This window comes from Neisseria weaveri, from assembly GCF_900638685.1.
Taxonomy (GTDB): Bacteria; Pseudomonadota; Gammaproteobacteria; order Burkholderiales; family Neisseriaceae; genus Neisseria; species Neisseria weaveri.
Map to the genome: position 1 here is coordinate 1,716,635 of NZ_LR134533.1, position 15,220 is coordinate 1,731,854.

Below are 15,220 nucleotides of genomic sequence, written 5' to 3' on the forward strand. Positions count from 1 at the left end.
AATTCGCCGCTTACTGCAATAAAATATTCAGAGATTTGTCAGGCAGAGAATCTGCTTGTGAAAGATAAAATAATGGCTACACAAACAAATTTTGATTTGGTGTTGTTCGGTGCGACCGGTGATCTGGCGATGCGCAAGCTGCTGCCCAGCCTGTATCAGGCGCATGCCGCCGGTCTGCTTCATCCGCAAGGGCGGATTTTGGGCGTGAGTCGGAGCAATCTGACCACTGAAGCTTTTTTACAGAAAGTCGAAGCCGATTCCAAAATTCATATTACCCGGTATTTCAACGAAGAAACTTGGCAAACTTTTATAAGCCGTATCCATTATTTGTCGGTTGATGCAACCAAGCCGGAAACCTTTGCCCATTTGGGCGATAAGTTGGCCGAGCGCCCCGAGACCGACAATGTGGTGATTTATCTGTCGACCGCGCCGAAATTTTTCATGCCGGTTTGCGAGAATTTGGCGAAATTGGGTTTGAACCATCCGAAAGTGCGTGTTGTTCTGGAAAAGCCGTTGGGTACGGATTTGCAGTCCTCTCAAGAAATCAATGATGCCGTGGGCAAGTTTTATCAGGAAAACCAGATTTACCGTATCGACCATTATCTGGGTAAAGAAGCACTGCAAAACCTATTGGTGCTGCGTTTCGGCAATGTGATGTTCGAGCCGCTGTGGAACAAGCGCTATGTTGACAGCGTTCAGCTGACGATTGCCGAAAAATTGGGTGTGGAAGAGCGCGGCGAGTTTTACGATATAACCGGTGCTTTGCGAGATATGGTGCAGAACCATTTGGTGCAGATGCTGTGCATGGTGGCAATGGATGCGCCGTCAAGCTTGGATGCCGATGCGGTTCGCGATGAAAAGCTGAAAGTATTGAAAGCGTTGAAGCCGTTTTCGGTGGAATCGGTTAGCAGCGAAGTGGTGCGGGCGCAATATTCGGCAACGGAAACGGAGCAAGGCTGCTGCAACGGTTATCTGCAGGAGCGTAACGTTCCTGAAAGCAGCCGCACGGAAACTTATGTAGCGATTCGTGCCGAAATCGACAATGAACGCTGGCAAGGCGTGCCGTTTTATTTGCGTACCGGTAAACGCATGGCGGATAAAGTGGCCGAAATTGTGCTGAATTTCAAAGCATTGCCGAATCCTTTGTTTACGGAAGGCAGCCCGTCGGCGAACCGTTTGGTGATTGAAATCCAGCCGTTTGAAAGCATCCGTTTCCATACGCAGGTAAAAACGCCCGGTGCCGGCAGCAGGGTGGAAACGGCGGTGTTGGGTATGGATATGGCCAAAGAAGTGGCCGGCAGGCGGCAGGAGGCTTATGAACGTCTGCTGCTCGATGTGATTGAGGGGAATTTGGCTCTGTTCAACCGACGCGACGAGTTGGAGGCGGCTTGGGCGTGGGTAACGCCGATTATGGAAAATTGGCAGGCCGACAAAGCGCCGCTGCATTTATATCCGGCCGGATCGTGGGGGCCGGAAGCGGCGCGTGCATTGTTGGCACGTGACGGTAATGTTTGGCATGAAGAACAGTAAGCCGTAAATTTTCAGACGGCCTGTTCTGCCGACAAACCGTTTTCAGCATTATTTTTGCAGTGTGGTGTGTATGCTGTTTTATGTAATGAAGAAACGGTTTGCCGGTCAGCTTGTTCAAGCTTGAGGCCGTCTGAAAAATACGGCGGTACAAAATGAAGGAAAAAATATGGCTTATCAATGGTATAAGCACGCTGATTCGGCAATGTCGGCGGCAGCGTTGGCAGAGGCGGTGGCAGAATCGTTGAAGCAAGTTTTGGCAAACCGAAGCAAGGCGGTTTTGGCAGTTTCCGGCGGCCGTTCGCCGATTGCGTTTTTTGAAGCCTTGTCGCAAAAAGATTTGGATTGGCAGCGTGTAGCCGTAACTTTGGTGGACGAGCGCATCGTACCGGTTGATCATGCAGACAGCAATACCGGCTTGGTTCGCCGTTATCTATTGCAAAATAAAGCGCAAGCGGCAACATGGCTGCCTGTGATAGAAGATGGAGCGCAAGGTGCGCATTTGCAGCCGGAAGCCGCGGTTCGGACGGCTTTGAAACACTATATCCAGCCTGATGTGCTGGTGTTGGGCATGGGCGCAGACGGCCATACCGCTTCGCTGTTTCCGCAAGCGCCGCAGTTGGAACAGGGCTTGGATTGCGGTTATGCCGAGCCTTTGCTGCATACCACGCCGGTTACCGCGCCGCACGAGCGTATTTCCATGACTTTGGCAGCCATTTCAGCCACGCCTTTCGTGTATTTGGCGATTCAGGGCGAAGAAAAAAAAGCGGTATTTCAGCAAGCCGCACAAGCGGAGGATAAACAGTTTCCGATTAGTTATGTGTTGAATCACGGAAAGGTACAGTGTCATGTCCACTATGCAGACTGAAATCACAGCTTGGCCGAGACTGGTGGCCGATATCGGCGGCACCAATGCGCGCTTTGCATTGGAAACCGCACCGCAGCAGATCGAGCATATCGAAGTTTTGGCGTGTAACGATTACGATACGGTAGTCGATGCGGTTCGAGAATACCTTAATCGCGTCGGTAACCCCAAAATCAGCCATGCCGCGATTGCGATTGCCAACCCGATTTTGGGCGACTGGGTGCAGATGACCAACCACCATTGGGCGTTTTCAATCGAAACCACACGCCAAGCCCTGCATTTGGAAACCTTGATATTGTTGAACGATTTTACCGCGCAGGCTTTGGCAATCAGCCGTATTGCCGATGAAGATTTGGTTCAAATCGGCGGAACGAAGTCTGTGCCCAACGGCCCGAAAGCCGTTATCGGTCCGGGTACGGGTTTGGGGGTCAGCGGTTTGATTCCGAGTAAGTCGGGCTGGATTCCGCTGGCGGGGGAAGGCGGCCATGTCAGCTTTTCTCCGTTTGACGATACGGAAATCATGATTTGGGAATATGCTAAAAAGAAATTCGGCCATGTGTCGGCCGAGCGTTTTTTGAGCGGTGCGGGGCTGACTTTGATTCATGAAGCGTTGGCGGCACGCGAAGGCGTGAAGCGCGAAAGAATGACGGCAGCGGAAATCAGCGAGCGAGCCTTAAGCGGCACGTCGCCGTTGAGCAGGCTGACTTTGGATATTTTCTGTGCCATGTTGGGTACGGTATCGTCCAATCTGGCTTTGACTTTGGGTGCCAGCGGCGGTGTGTACTTATGCGGCGGTATTATTCCGCGCTTTATCGAATATTTCAAAAATTCCCCGTTCCGCAACCGTTTTGAGAGTAAAGGCCGTTTTGATGCTTATCTGGCGGCCATTCCCGTGTATGTTGTACTGAGCCGTTACCCGGGTATTACAGGTGCCGCGGTTGCGCTGGAAAACCATTTGACCGAGCGCGCTTAACGCGTTTTACCGGTTGTTTGCCGAAGCAGGCGGCCGGCCGGTTGCAGTATCCGCCTGAACGCGATACGGTTCGGGCTGCTTCCCTCAAATCAGAGAAAATATGGAGAAACCGTATCCGAAACACAGACGGCCTGTTGCTGAGGCCGTCTGAAAAATAAGAGGGATACCGCAAATAACAGTCAAACTGTTTTCGCCGATTTAATGATATGGATAAGGCGGAACGCGATAGGATTTGCGGTTAAAAACAGTGGTGATGTTTCGGAAAAGGTTCGGTAAGAACAAGATTAGGAATGGAAAATGCTGAGTAAGATTAGCGAGTCTTTGAGCGAATTGTCCGGCGCCGAGCGTAAGGTTGCCGAATGTGCATTGGCCGAGCCGAAATGGTTTGTGCATGCCGCCGTGGCGGAAATTGCCGAGCGTGCTTCGGTCAGCCAGCCGACAGTAATCCGCTTTTGCCGCAGCTTGGGATATAAGGGGTTGCCGGAGTTCAAACTGGCGTTGTCGGCCAGTATCGGTCATGAAGGCATGCCTTATGTGCATGAGGAGCTGAATGCCGACGACGATATGGCCAATGTAATGGAAAAGGTTTTGGGCAATACCGCCGCTTCGATTTTGGGTGCGCGCCGTTTTTTGAAAGAAACCGATTTGGAAAATGCCATTGCCATGCTGACACACGCACGGCGCATTGAATTTTACGGTGTCGGCAATTCGGGGATTGTGGCGCAGGACGCGCAGCATAAGTTTTTCCGGTTCGGTATGTCGACTGTGGCTTATGTCGATACCCATATTCAGCTGATGGCGGCATCGGTATTGAGCAATCAGGATGTGTTGGTGGTGATTTCCAATTCCGGCTCTTCTATCGAAGTTTTGGACGCGGTCAGCATTGCAAAGGAAAACGGTGCGTCTGTAATTGCGATTACACGATCCGATTCGCCTTTGGCACAGTTGGCCGATTGCGTGTTGAGCGTGGCTTCGCAAGAAAACAGCGAATTGTACACGCCGATGATTTCGCGTCTGCTGCAATTGGTGGTTATCGATATTTTGGCCATCGGCTTGGCTTTGCGTTTGGGCGAGATTGCCAGCCTGCAGCTGGAAAAAGGCAAGCGCAGCATACACAGCAAACATGTGGAGTATCAAAAGGAACAATAAGCTGTTGCGGGTTGGCTGGGTATGCTTCCGACACGCAGGCCGTTTCGAACAGGCCGTCTGAAAATTTCAGACGGCCTGACCTTGTTTATTGAAGTTATTGACTATAGGGAGGGTTGAAAAATAACAGTTGCATTAGTATCGGATATCAGTAAGATACGCTTTAAATTTTGATATATGGCAAATGAATTTAATTGGTTGCGGTTGCCGCCGGGTAAAAATCGGTTCGGTTTCCGATATCGGATTCATGCCATGCATTGGATATAGCAAATCAATTTACCGGGGCGGCAGATTCCGGCAATACAGGCAATTGCCCGTGTCGGGCAACTCCGCTTCTGCAATCAAGTTTATTTGCTATGTCCCGCAAAATTTGATTACAAATCCTATTTTTATCTAAGGAAAAATAATAAATGTCTACGCAGTCACAAAACAATACGCCGGCGCTGAGCGTCTTGGCTTCGCTGTTTTTTATGATGGGTTTCATTACCTGCTTAAATGATGTATTGATTCCCCATTTGAAAGAAGTTTTCCATTTGAGCAACCGCGATTCTATGTTGGTGCAGGTTGCTTTCTTCTCGGCTTATGCCGTGATGTCGTTTGTGGTCGGTAAAGTGATCGACCGCATCGGCTATAAAAAAACCGTGATTTTAGGTTTTTTGATTACGGCTTTGGGTGCATTCCTCTTTTATCCCGCTACGGCGATGTTGGGCGATGGTGTTGCTGATAAGTCTCTGTATTACATGGTGTTCCTGCCGTTGTTTTTCATTATGGCGACAGGCATTGTGTTTTTGCAGGTTTCCGGCAATCCTTACGTTACCCTGTTGGCGCGTCCCGGCAAAGAATCTGCCACGCTGACTCTGGTTCAGGCGTTCAATTCTGTGGCAACGGCGATTGCGCCTTCGGTAGGCGGTTTGCTGATTTTGACCGATGCTTCACAATCGTTGACGGCGGCGCAAAAAGCGCAAACCCTGCAAATGCCGTATTTGGGTTTGACCGGTATTTTGGTATTGCTGGCGGTGGCGGTAGCCATGATTAAACTGCCGGCTGCGGAAAAAATTGCCGAACATGTGACCGAAGAAAATAATGACGGCAAAACCAGCGTTTTCCAATACAAACACATGATTTTGGGCGCGTTGGCGATTTTCTTTTACGTGGGTGCGGAAGTGGCCATCGGCAGCCAATACATTCTGACGATGGAACACATGACGCAAAACCTGCCTGTGGCCAATTATGTGCCTGCCGAGGGCAGCGGCGTGGTGATGTGGATTTATAATTTCTTCGCCAAATATTATTACTATCTGACCAGCGATATTCATATTACCCATTTGAGCGGTGCGGTATTGCTGAGTCTGTATTGGGGCGGAGCGATGGTCGGCCGCTTTATGGGCAGTGCGGTATTGAGCCGTTTTGCGCCGAATAAGGTTTTGCTGTTGAACTCTTTGGTAGCGGTGGCATTGTTGCTGTTGGTGGTGTTTGCCGGCGATATGAACAATGCGGCTACGGCAAAATATGCTTTGCTGGCAATCGGTTTGTTTAACTCGATTATGTTCCCGACGATTTTCTCGTTGGCAACGCAAGGTTTGGGTAAATTTACTGCCGATGCCTCGGGTATTATCTGTACGGCGATTGTGGGTGGTGCGCTGGTGCCGTTGCTGCAGGGCGATATTGTGACCCGTACCGGCGATAACTATCTGGTTTCTTATTGGATTCCGGTGTTGTGTTACCTGTATATCGCTTTCTTTGCTTTGAAAGGCTACAAAGCGGATGATAAGGTGAAAATTTAATTCTCTTAATCGCGGACAGGGTTTCCGATTGACAAACAGGCCGTCTGAAATTTCAGACGGCCTTTTGTTATGGACTATATGTCGGTATTTTCTTGCGCTTTAACGGCTAAACGGCTTTGTTAAGTTTTTTAAAAGCGTTAAAATAAGCATTTATATTGAATTCAAATACAGCAAACAGCCTGATTTGCCGTTATATCTCCGGATGTACCGGTCGGGCATGAAAAAGGATAACAATATGTTCAGCTCCAAACCGTTGTTGGAAATGTCCCGCAGCGAAGCCTTGATTTTATCCGTGATCATGGTGGCTGTGATGGGATACAGCATTATTTCTTTGGGGTGGCTGCCCCATATGTCGATTTTGTTTGCCATTGTGGCTTTATTGGCATACGGCTTGATTCGCGGCTTGAAGTATAAAGATATGCAGGACGGTATGGTCGCTTCGGTCGGTCAGGGTATGGGGGCGATTTATCTGTTTTTCTTCATCGGTTTGTTGGTCAGCGGTTTGATGATGAGCGGCTCGATTCCGACTTTGATGCATTACGGTTTCGGATTGATTTCGCCTGAATATTTTTATTTTTCCGCTTTTGCGCTCAGCTCGTTAATCGGTGTGGCCATCGGCAGCAGTTTAACTACGTGTGCGACGGTGGGTGTGGCGTTTATGGGCATGGGCGAAGCGTTTCATGCCAATTTGGCTATGACGGCGGGTGCGGTGGTTTCCGGTGCGTTTTTCGGCGATAAAATGTCGCCTTTGTCGGATACGACGGCGATTTCCGCGTCGATTGTCGGTATCGATTTGTTTGACCATATTAAAAATATGGCTTACACCACTGTTCCGGCTTGGCTGTTGACGGCTGTGGCGTTTTTGTGGTTTTTGCCTGCGGTGAGTGCGGAAAATCTGAATAGTGCGGCGGTGTTCCGCGAACAGCTTTCGGCTTCGGGTTTGGTGCATCCGTATGCTTTGCTGCCGTTCGTATTGCTAATCGGCTTGGCGTTGAAACGGATGAATGCAATTGTGGCGATTATGGCAACGGTGGCTTTGTCGCTGGTGTTGACTTATTTTCACAGTGTGCCTACTTTGCCGCAGTTGGGCAGTTGGTTTTACGGTGGCTTTAAGCTGGAAGGTTTCGATAAAATCGGCCGTTTGGTTTCGCGCGGCGGTGTGGAAAGTATGTTTTTCACTCAAACCATTGTGATTTTGGGTTTGAGTTTGGGCGGATTGCTGTTTGCTTTGGGCATTATTCCGAGCTTGTTGGAAGGCGTGCGCCGTGCTTTGACCAGTGCGGGCAGGGCAACGGCCAGTGTGGCGGCGGCAGCGGTCGGCGTCAATATTTTGATTGGCGAGCAGTATTTGAGTATTTTGCTGGCAGGTAAAACGTTCAAACCGGTATACGATAAATTGTCGCTGCATCCGAAAAACCTGTCCCGTACTTTGGAAGATGCCGGTACGGTGATTAATCCGCTGGTGCCGTGGAGCGTGTGCGGGGCGTTTATCAGCCAGGTTTTGGGTGTTCAGGTTTGGGATTATCTGCCTTATGCGTTTTTCTGTTATCTGTGTTTGATTCTGACAGTGTTGTTCGGTTGGACGGGTTTGACATTGACGAAAAAATAAAACTGTTATGTGTGGTAATGCCGTCTGATTCGGATTAGTGCATTGTTGCAGTTTATATTGCTTTAAGAATCATTTATTAAATAAAAAAGGCCGTCTGAAATTTTCAGACGGCCTTTTTTCAGACGGCCTTTGGGAATTGGCTGTTACCAGCCTTGCAGGTTTTTTTGTGCCAATCCGGATAAGGCGTGTATCCATTCTTCGTTGTCGTTTAAGCAGGGGATGTATTGGAAGCGTGTTCCGCCTGCCGCATAGAATTGCTCGCGGCCTGCGATGGCGATTTCTTCCATGGTTTCCAAGCAGTCGCTGACAAAGCCGGGGCAGAAAATATCCAACTCGGTTTCGCCCTGCATAGGCAGCTTGTCGAGCAGGGTTTGCGTGCTGGGGCCGATCCATTTGGCCTTGCCGAATTGGCTTTGAAAGGCAACGGTATATTCGTATTCGGACAATCCTAATGCTTCGGCAAGCAGGCGTCCGGTTGTGAGGCATTCTTTTTGATAGGGGTCGCCTTTGTCGCAACAGGCTTGGGGCACGCCGTGAAAACTGAGCATCAGTTTTTTACTGCGGCCGTGTTCCGCCCAATAAGCGGAAATGTGTTGGCGCATGGCTTCGATATAGCCGGGATCGTCGTAAAAGCGGGAAACGGTGCGCACGCTGATTTGGTTGCGCTGCTGTTGCAGTGCTTGGAAAACTTTATCCAAAGCCGCCGCACTGCTGGAGGCAGCATATTGCGGATAAAGAGGAATAACCAAAACTTGGTTTACGCCTTTGATTTTGAGTTTGTTCAAAGTATCGGCGATTGAGGGTTTGCCGTAAGTCATGGCGTAGGCTACTTCGATATCGGGCAGTTTTTCCGATAACTTTCCTGCTTGGCGCTGGGTGTAGGTCGTGAGCGGCGAACCGTCTTCAAACCAGATTTTTTCGTATCCGTGCGCACTTTGTTTGGGGCGGAAAGGTAGGATAAAGCCGCGCAATATCGGTTGCCACAGCCATTTCGGCAGTTCGACCACGCGTTGGTCGGAGAGAAATTCTTTCAGATAGGGGCGGACGGCTTCTGCTGTGGGTGCTTCAGGTGAACCTAAGTTAATTAGTAAGACAGCGGTTTTATTGGTATGGCCCGTTTGAAACACGGGTTCGGGTTGGAATGGAGACATAACACAATCCTGATAAACATTAGGTTAAATCTTACGTTATTTCATACGGCCTGCAAACTCTCATTAAGACTTTTAGCGTGAATTTACACCTGTTTCGGAACGGAAGTAAAAGAAGCGGGACGGCGGCCGGATCGCGGATAAATTCAACCGGCTGCGGTATTTGCTGCCGGGTGGTCGGCGCATGTGATATGGGAAGCATAAACAAGGCCGTCTGAAAAAAACGGCCTTGTTCGGTTGGGATTAGAGATTGTCTTTTTGAGCCAGAATTTTCCGGCTTCCGCCGACATCGGCAGGAGAAACTACGCCGGCTTGTTCCAACGCTTCCATCAAGTTGGCGGCGCGGTTATAGCCGACTCTTAAATGGCGTTGCAGCGATGAAATCGAGGTTTTGCGCGTATCTAAAACAAAAGCGACAGCTTGGTCGAACAATTCGTCGCTGTTGCCGTTCGGATTGACGGCGTTGGTTGTTTCCATTGCCGCTTCGCCGCTGAGCAGCCCTTCGATATATCGTGCCGGTGCTTGGCGCTTGACGTGTGCCACGATTTGATGAACTTCGTCATCGGAAACAAATGCGCCCTGAATACGTGTCGGCTCGGCATTGCCGGGCTGTAAAAACAGTGAATCGCCGTATTTCAGCAGCTCTTCCGCACCCATTTGGTCGAGAATCGTGCGGCTGTCGATTTTGCTTTGCACGGTAAATGCCATGCGCGTCGGGATATTGGCTTTGATCAGGCCGGTAATCACATCTACACTGGGGCGTTGGGTAGCGATAATCAGATGGATGCCTGCGGCACGGGCTTTTTGTGCCAGTCGGGCGATTTGCTGTTCTACCGATTTGCGTTCGGTCATCATCAAATCCGCCAATTCGTCGATTACTACCACGATATAAGGCAGTTTTTCCAGAGGCTCGGGTGCGTCCGGATTGAGACTGAACGGATTGAGCAGCGGTTTGCCTGCGGCTTGTGCGTCGGCTACTTTTTGATTGAAGCCTTCCAGATTGCGCACACCGGCATGGGAAAGCAGGCGGTAGCGTTTTTCCATTTCGGCCACACACCAATTCAAGGCCTGACCGGCTTCGCGCATATCGGTTACCACCGGGCAGAGCAGGTGCGGAATGCCGTCGTAAATGCTTAACTCCAGCATTTTCGGGTCGATCATGATAAAGCGCACTTCATCGGGTGTGGCTTTAAACAGCAGCGACATAATCATGCCGTTGACGCCGACGGATTTGCCCGAACCGGTCATACCGGCCACCAGTAAATGCGGCATTTTTGCCAAATCGCCGACCATCGGTACACCGGCAATGTCTTTGCCGAGTGCCACCGTCAATTTGGATTTGGCGTTGGTGAAGACGGGCGAAGACAGAATTTCGCTCAACATGACGTCTTGACGGCGCTCATTCGGCAGTTCGATACCCATAGTATTTTTGCCCGCGATGGTTTCGACGACGCGGACGGCCTGAAGCGACATGGAACGGGCTAAATCTTTAGACAGGTTTACGATGTGGCTGCCTTTTACGCCTTGCGCGGGTTCGATTTCGAAACGGGTAATCACCGGCCCGGAAGTGGCAGAAACCACTTGTACGCCGATACCGAACTCTGCCAGTTTGGCTTCAATCCGTTCTGCAGTTTGCTGCAGCTTTTCAGGATTGATGACAGGCGGTTCGCCTTGCGGAAGGCGCAGCAGGCCGACGGCAGGCTTGGTGTATTCGCCGGCAGGAGGCGGTTCGGCAGCGTTTCCGTTGTCGTCAAACAGAGCGGGTTGGACAGGTGCGGGCGGCGGAGCAATGGATACGGAAACATTTTTACGGTTGCTTGAGCTGCCCGGCAATTCCGGAGCCGGTTCGGCGGTAATGTTTTTGGCCTCCCTGACCATGCGGCGGGTCGTTTTGGTATCGGGTATGGCGGTGAGGGCGGTTGTTTCTTTGCGTACGGTTTTACGCCACAACGATTCGATCAGCGAGCCGGTTTTTTCCAACAGATCCAGCCAGGAAACTTGGGTCAGCAACGATAAAGCCAGCAGCAGAAACGCCGACATAATCATCAGCGTGCCGGAAGAACCGAGCAGCCACACGAGTTTGGAGCCGATAAACAGACCGATCAGCCCGCCTGCACCGACCGGCAGGGAATCAATCAGTTCGGATTGGAAATACAGGCTTTCGATAATCGGGCTGCAAATCAGCAAAATCAGTAATGCCACACCGGCAATGGTGTAGTTGTAAGGTTTGCGTTCTTCGTCTTTGCGGTAGCGGAAGCTCTTAAAAAGCAACACGGCTGCGACGGCAATCAGCCACCAAAAGGAAAAGCCGAACAGATAATAGCCGACATCGGCCAGATACGCGCCCAATAAGCCGCCGAGATTCATGGCATCGCCTTCGGCTGCGACGCTGCGCGACCACGCCGGATCGCTCATGGTAAAGCTTGCCAAAGACAGGGCGGTATAAACGGTAGCGATTAATCCGAATGCCCATAAGGTATCGTTGATGAGTGCGGCGATATGGGGGGAACGCTGTTTTTTACGGGCAGGCATGGAAACCGCTTCCAAATTGGTTTTGCGCTGACGCTGCGGTTTTTCTGCGGACGGATTGGTGCCGGATTTTTGTGCGGGCGCGCCCGCTTTGGCTTTTGTTGCGTTTTTAGGTGGTTTTTTAATCATATTTGTGCTGTGGTCGGATGGGTTGTCGCAATAGGAAGGCCGACGCTGAAAGCTTGGCTGTAAACGGGAAAATTATACAATATTCTATCAGGGGAAACCCAAAGGCCGTCTGAAATGTTTCAGACGGCCTTTGGGTTTTATGAAAGGTTTAAACGGGATAGAGGCTGACAGAGTGTTTTTAATGGTTTGGCATCGGCTTTATCTGTTTATGCAGTTTTGATTTGGCTGATGTAAAAGGCCGTCTGAAAATTTCAGACGGCCTTTGTGTTGTTTATCGGGTTTGGGTTTATTGTGTTTCGAATTTTTTTTCCAAGCGTACTAAAGTTTCGTTCAAATGTTTGCGCAGCATTTTGCCGGCGCGATTGCGTTTGCCTTCAACCAGCAAATCCAGAATTTCGCGGTGTTCGTTGTAAGTTCCGGCTCGGCGTGCGGGTTTGTTGTCTAAAACGGCGATAACCAATGAAGTTCTGGCGCATAGGGTATTCATGATTTCGGTCAGGACGTTGTTGCCGACCAGGCGTGCCAGTTCTACATGGAAAGCGTTGGAAATGCGGTTGACGCCGACTTGGTCGCCGCCTGCCAAAGCGGTGTCTTCATGGTCGAGTATGGTGTAGATCGGTTGCAGGCGCTGTTCTAAATCGGGCAACTCGCTGAGCAATCCGATAATCATTTCTTCCATTGCCATGCGCGTGCTGAGAATGTCGCGTATTTCCTGCAGGTCGGGAACGTGTACGAATGCACCGCGGTTGGGTTGCAGGTCGACGATTTTATCGTGGGCGAGCAGGGAGAGGGCACTGCGTACGGTGTTGCGCGAGCAAACCATTTGGCGGCACAGGTCGGATTCGGTCAGTTTTTTCCCCGGTAGTAAAATGTGGTCGGTAATGCCGTCCAGAATGGCGGCATAAACACGAAACAGCTCGGAATCGTGTCTTTCTTCCAAAATCAGCGAGGAAGTTGCAGGCGCTTGAATATTTTTGTTTTCGTTTTGAATCATGCTTTTATCTGCTGTTTGTTGCAGCCTTTTTAAGGTTTTTGTTAATGATTATTAAGAAAATTGTTGACAATGGTAGCTGCTTAAGGGCAAAATCGTCAACAATAACAGCCAAGTTATAAAGGCATATATAGAGAGAGAAGCGTATCGTAAAATAAACAGGTATATTCGGACGCGTAATGTGGGATGGTCTGGGTATATTGATTTTACGAGTACATGTGGGATTATAAACGACAGTAGTGGTTTTGCCGTTATTTTTCCCGAAAATAATCACAGGTTTTGTGTAAAAAAGGAACGGAACCCTTAAGGGTTCCGTTCCTTTTTTCCTTTTGGGGAAAGGCAGATGGCGGTTATCTGCCTGATTGTTTTTATGCTTCGACAACTTCAAAGCTGTGGCTGACCTTGGCTGCTTTGCCCAGCATGATGGAGGCGGAGCAGTATTTTTCCGCCGACATTTGTACGGCTTTCTCGATGGCGCTTTCTTTCAAGTCGTGGCCGATGACTTTGAAATGGATGTGGATTTCGGTGAAAACGCGCGGAGTATCGTCGGCACGCTTGGCGGTAACGGTTGCTTGGCAGTCTTTGATGTTTTGACGTTGTTTTTCGGCAATCATCACGATATCAATGCTGGAGCAGCCGGCAACGCCCAGCAGCAGGAGTTCCATCGGGCTGGGACCGCGTTTGGGGTTGCTGTCGGCCGGCATGCCTTCCATGATGACGCTGTGTCCGGTTTCGGTGGTGCCGACGAAGCATGAGCCGTCCAGCCATTTTGAAGTTATCTGCATGTTTTGTCCTTATTCGTTAATCAGCGGCTGTTCCGATACCAGAATGCCGTCTGAATCGCTGTATAGATAGTGTCCGGGGGTAAAGGTGACACCGCCGAAGCTGACGGGAATGTCGACCGAGCCTGCACCGTCTTTGGCGCTTTTGCGCGGATTGGTGCCGAGTGCTTTTACGCCGAAGTCCATGCCGTTCATGGCTTCGTTATCGCGGATGGCTCCGTAAATGACGGCGCCTGCCCAGCCGTTTTGGGCACCTGCTGCGGCAATCATGTCGCCCATCAGTGCGCTGTACAGCGAGCCTGAGCCGTCGATAACCACGACTTCGCCGTCGGATGGGGTGTTCATCAGCTGCTTAACCAAGCCGTTGTCGCGCTCGCATTTGACGGTGCGGATTTTGCCGCTGAAGCAGCTGCGTTTGCCGAAGCTGCGGAATTGGGTTTCGCAGGAAGGCGTGTCGGGTGCGATGTCGATCAGATCGGCGGTTGCGAAGTTGTTTTTATCCATGTTTTTCTCCTTTGTTTACTTGGTTTTTCAGACGGCCTCTTGGGAATGAGGCCGTCTGTTTTTTATCATAAATTGTTCAGCATCCAATGTACATAGCGGCCGACGCCTTCTTTGACGTCGAAAAATTCTTCCTGATAGCCTGCTTCGCGCAGTTTGGTGATGTCGGCTTCGGTAAAGCTTTGGTATTTGCCTTTGAGTGCGTCGGGGAAGGGGACGTAGCGGATCAGTTCTTCATCAACCAATTCTTTTAAGGTCATCGGGTGTTTGCCTTCGGCTTCGCGGCAGGCGTTGACGGTGGCGGCGGCCAATTCGTTGAACTGTTGGCTGCGGCCCGTACCTAAGTTGAAAATGCCGGATTTGTCGGGATGGTCAAGGAAGAACAGGTTGACTTTGGCGACGTCTTCCACGCTGACGAAATCGCGGGTTTGTTCGCCGTTGCCATAGCCGTCGTTGGCGCCGAACAGGTTGACGTAGCCGTTTTCGCGGTATTGGTTGAAGTGGTGGAAGGCGACGGATGCCATGCGGCCTTTATGCTGCTCTTGTTGGCCGTATACGTTGAAATAGCGGAAGCCGACCACTTGGGCGGTTAATTTTTTTTCCATGCGGCGGCGTACGACTTGGTCGAACAGGAATTTGGAATAGCCGTAAACATTGAGCGGTTTTTCCAGTTCGCGTTCTTCGCGGAACACTTCACCTTTGCCGTAAACGGCGGCGCTGGAGGCGTAAAGGAAAGGGATGCGTTCGTCTTGACACCAGTCCAGCAGGTCGAGACTGTATTGGTAGTTGTTTTCCATCATGTATAAGCCGTCGTGGTTCATGGTGTCGGAACATGCGCCTTGATGGAATACGGCGTCGATGTCGTCAAACGGCAGAATGTGTTCACGGACTTGGCGGATAAATTCGTGTTTGTCGAGATAATGGGCGATTTCGCATTCGGCCAAGTTTTTGAATTTTTCGCCGCGCGATAAATTGTCGACGGCTACGATGTCGGTTATGCCGCGTGTGTTGAGGGCTTTGACGATATTGCTGCCGACAAAGCCGGCGGCACCGGTTACGATGATGGTCATGATATTTTCCTTTGGATATGGGGCCGTCTGAAATTTTCAGACGGCCTTTTCATCTTTTGAAAAGGGCAGTCATAATGATATAGCAAATAAACGGATTTTTGATAACGGCTTGTACATTGCATTTAAGCTGCTTTGCAATCAGGTTTATCGGGAATCATCATGAGCC

At 50.3% G+C, this 15,220-nt stretch carries 12 protein-coding genes; 6 read left to right on the plus strand and 6 right to left on the minus strand.

Features of this window, described 5'->3' with window-relative positions:
- Positions 1-72 precede the first annotated feature (72 nt).
- The 6 genes from zwf (at position 73) to nhaC (ending at position 7,904) form a co-directional block, all read left to right on the plus strand.
- A complete protein-coding gene (gene zwf / locus EL309_RS08330) occupies positions 73-1,530 on the plus strand; it encodes a glucose-6-phosphate dehydrogenase (protein ID WP_040669674.1) in 1,458 nt (485 codons plus the stop codon).
- 166 nt (positions 1,531-1,696) lie between these two features.
- On the plus strand, positions 1,697-2,395 hold the full coding sequence (gene pgl / locus EL309_RS08340) for a 6-phosphogluconolactonase (RefSeq protein ID WP_193777277.1): 699 nt from the start codon (positions 1,697-1,699) through the stop codon (positions 2,393-2,395).
- Positions 2,376-3,365 (plus strand): glucokinase, encoded by a 990-nt coding sequence (locus EL309_RS08345; RefSeq protein ID WP_081463187.1) that lies wholly within the window; start codon positions 2,376-2,378, stop codon positions 3,363-3,365. Before pgl ends, EL309_RS08345 begins: the two co-directional genes overlap by 20 nt.
- A 297-nt stretch (positions 3,366-3,662) precedes the next feature.
- Positions 3,663-4,514 (plus strand): SIS domain-containing protein, encoded by an 852-nt coding sequence (locus EL309_RS08350; RefSeq protein WP_004283317.1) that lies wholly within the window; start codon positions 3,663-3,665, stop codon positions 4,512-4,514.
- 407 nt (positions 4,515-4,921) lie between these two features.
- Positions 4,922-6,295: a sugar MFS transporter gene (locus EL309_RS08355; RefSeq protein WP_004283315.1), complete on the plus strand. Its 1,374-nt coding sequence runs from the start codon at positions 4,922-4,924 to the stop codon at positions 6,293-6,295.
- A 235-nt stretch (positions 6,296-6,530) separates the two neighbouring features.
- Positions 6,531-7,904, plus strand: coding sequence for a Na+/H+ antiporter NhaC (gene nhaC, locus EL309_RS08360; RefSeq protein ID WP_040669671.1), 1,374 nt, complete (start codon positions 6,531-6,533; stop codon positions 7,902-7,904).
- A gap of 143 nt (positions 7,905-8,047) precedes the next feature.
- On the opposite strand, the gene hemH is transcribed toward nhaC, so the two are convergent.
- From hemH to rfaD, 6 genes are all read right to left on the minus strand, one after another.
- Positions 8,048-9,055, minus strand: coding sequence for a ferrochelatase (gene hemH, locus EL309_RS08365; RefSeq protein WP_004283313.1), 1,008 nt, complete (start codon positions 9,053-9,055; stop codon positions 8,048-8,050).
- A gap of 240 nt (positions 9,056-9,295) precedes the next feature.
- Positions 9,296-11,710, minus strand: a complete 2,415-nt coding sequence (locus EL309_RS08370) for a DNA translocase FtsK (RefSeq protein ID WP_004283312.1) — start codon at positions 11,708-11,710, stop codon at positions 9,296-9,298.
- A 286-nt stretch (positions 11,711-11,996) separates the two neighbouring features.
- Positions 11,997-12,701, minus strand: coding sequence for a GntR family transcriptional regulator (locus tag EL309_RS08375; protein ID WP_172795957.1), 705 nt, complete (start codon positions 12,699-12,701; stop codon positions 11,997-11,999).
- A 368-nt stretch (positions 12,702-13,069) separates the two neighbouring features.
- Positions 13,070-13,486, minus strand: coding sequence for an OsmC family protein (locus EL309_RS08380; protein WP_004283310.1), 417 nt, complete (start codon positions 13,484-13,486; stop codon positions 13,070-13,072).
- A gap of 9 nt (positions 13,487-13,495) precedes the next feature.
- Positions 13,496-13,987 carry a ribonuclease E activity regulator RraA gene (gene rraA, locus EL309_RS08385; RefSeq protein WP_004283309.1) on the minus strand — a complete coding sequence of 164 codons (492 nt, stop codon included), beginning with the start codon at positions 13,985-13,987 and terminating at the stop codon, positions 13,496-13,498.
- 65 nt (positions 13,988-14,052) lie between these two features.
- Positions 14,053-15,054, minus strand: coding sequence for an ADP-glyceromanno-heptose 6-epimerase (gene rfaD, locus EL309_RS08390; protein ID WP_004283308.1), 1,002 nt, complete (start codon positions 15,052-15,054; stop codon positions 14,053-14,055).
- Between the last annotated feature and the right edge of the window lie 166 nt (positions 15,055-15,220).